The 1,819-nt window shown below is 74.1% G+C and carries 2 protein-coding genes and 1 pseudogene; all 3 read left to right on the top strand.

What is annotated here, in order from left to right; all coding sequences use genetic code 11:
* Window positions 1–318: pseudogene (locus AB0J52_RS38780) on the top strand (family 3 encapsulin nanocompartment shell protein); the annotation flags it as partial.
* Entirely contained in the window at window positions 315–1,166 is an 852-nt protein-coding gene (locus AB0J52_RS38775; protein WP_500188041.1) for a transketolase, read from the top strand. The pseudogene AB0J52_RS38780 and the gene AB0J52_RS38775, both read left to right, overlap by 4 nt.
* The coding region (locus AB0J52_RS38770) for a transketolase family protein (RefSeq protein WP_500188040.1) at window positions 1,163–1,819 on the top strand (657 nt) is incomplete at its 3' end. The genes AB0J52_RS38775 and AB0J52_RS38770, both read left to right, overlap by 4 nt.

Genomic DNA, 1,819 nt, shown 5'->3' with positions numbered 1-1,819 from the left:
GCCACGGCCGCGCTGTGCGAGTGGTACGGCGGGTCGGCCGACGGGATCGTCATGCACCCCGACGACTGGTGGCCGCTGGTGGAGGACGGCGCGTTCCTGGAGCGGCTGGCCGTGCAGGGCGTCAAGGTCAGCCGGACCCGCATGGTGCCGCCGGGCACCGCGCTGGTCGGCGACTTCACCGCGGCCGCGACGCTGCTGGACCGCCGCTCCTCCACGATCCGGCTGGCCGGGGACGAGCTGGTCGCCGAGATCCGCGAGGGGCTCGCCGTGCACCTGCCGGGCCACTTCGTCCTCGCCACCCTTCCGAGCCGGCGATGACGGACCTGGCCGCGACGGACCCGGACGTGAGCGGGCTGCGGGCCGCCGGCCTGAAGGCCACGGCCCACCGGGTGCGGGAACACATCGTCGGCATGTGCGCGGGGCCGGAGGGCGGTCACCTCGGCGGGTCGATGTCACTGGTGGAGATCCTCACCGTCCTCTACTTCGAGATACTGCGGGTCGACCCGGAGCGTCCCGGCGCGCCGGACCGCGACGTGCTCGTCCTCAGCAAGGGGCACGGCGCCATCTGCCTCTATGCGGTCCTCGCGGAGCGCGGCTTCTTCCCTGTGGAGGAGCTCGCCGAGTACGCGCGGCCGGGCAGCCGCCTGATGGGGCATCCGGTCCGTGCGGTGCCCGGGGTGGAGATGCCGACCGGCTCGCTGGGCCACGGCCTCGCGCTCGCCAACGGCTTCGCCCTCGCCGAACCGGACCGGCGCTGCTTCGCGGTCATGGGCGACGGCGAGTTGCAGGAAGGGTCGGTGTGGGAGGCGGCCATGACGTCCGCGTCCCTCGGGCTGGGAAACCTGACGGCCGTCATCGACCGCAACCGGCTGCAGCTCACCGGCGCCACCGAGGACACGGTCGCGCTCGAACCGCTGGCGGACCGGTGGCGCGGCTTCGGCTGGACGGTCCGCGAGGCCGACGGCCACGACTTCGACGCGCTCCGCACGGCGCTCGCGCCCGGCGAGGCGGACCGTCCGACGGTGGTCATCGCGCACACCGTCAAGGGACGCGGACTGCCGTCGGTGGAAGGACGGCCCCACTCCCACTACGCGACGCTCAAGGGACGGCAGGCCGAGCGCGCCTTGGCCGTGCTGCGCGCCCGGCACAAGAGGGCGGCCACATGACCGCGCAGGAAACCGAGCCGCAGGAAGCCGCGCCGCAGAAGACCGACGCGCAGGAAGCCGTGTCGAGGCCGCGTTCGGCGCGCGAGGCCTACAGCGCCGTCCTGCCCGAGCTGATGCTCGCCGACGAGCGGCTGTACTGCCTCGACAGCGACACCGGACTGTTCGACCGGGACGCCTTCGCCGCCGTCCCCGGCCGCTACCTGAACCTCGGCATCGCCGAGCAGAGCCTGATGGGCACGGCCGCGGGCCTGGCCGCGAGTGGCAGGATCCCGTTCGTCACGACCATGGCCACCTTCGCCGCGACGCGGGCGCTGGAGGCCATCAAGATCGACATCGTCTACAACGCGCTGCCCGTCCGGATCGTCGCCACGCACGGCGGGCTGTCCGCCGGGCACCTCGGCCCGACCCACCACGCGCTGGAGGACCTGGCCGTCATGCGGGCGCTGCCCGGCCTCACGGTGGTCGTCCCGGCCGATGCGGACCAGGCGGAGGCGGCCGTCCGGCAGAGCGCGGAACTGCCCGGACCCGCCTACATCCGGCTCGGCCGCAAGGCCACCCCGGACGTCGGCGGCGGCCCGTTCGAGATCGGCCGGGCTCAATGGCTGCGGCGCGGCGTCGTGCAGGCGCGGCCCTTGGGCGAACCGCTCAGCGGC

The organism is Spirillospora sp. NPDC049652, from assembly GCF_040675125.1.
GTDB lineage: Bacteria > Actinomycetota > Actinomycetes > Streptosporangiales > Streptosporangiaceae > Spirillospora.
Note: the sequence above shows the minus strand (reverse complement) of the source record. Positions and strands in the feature narration are given on the sequence as shown.

Excerpts from the sequence above, each read along its gene's own strand:
- AB0J52_RS38775 (WP_500188041.1), top strand. The coding sequence starts at position 315 with ATGACGGACCTGGCCGCGACGGACCCGGACGTGAGCGGGCTGCGGGCC.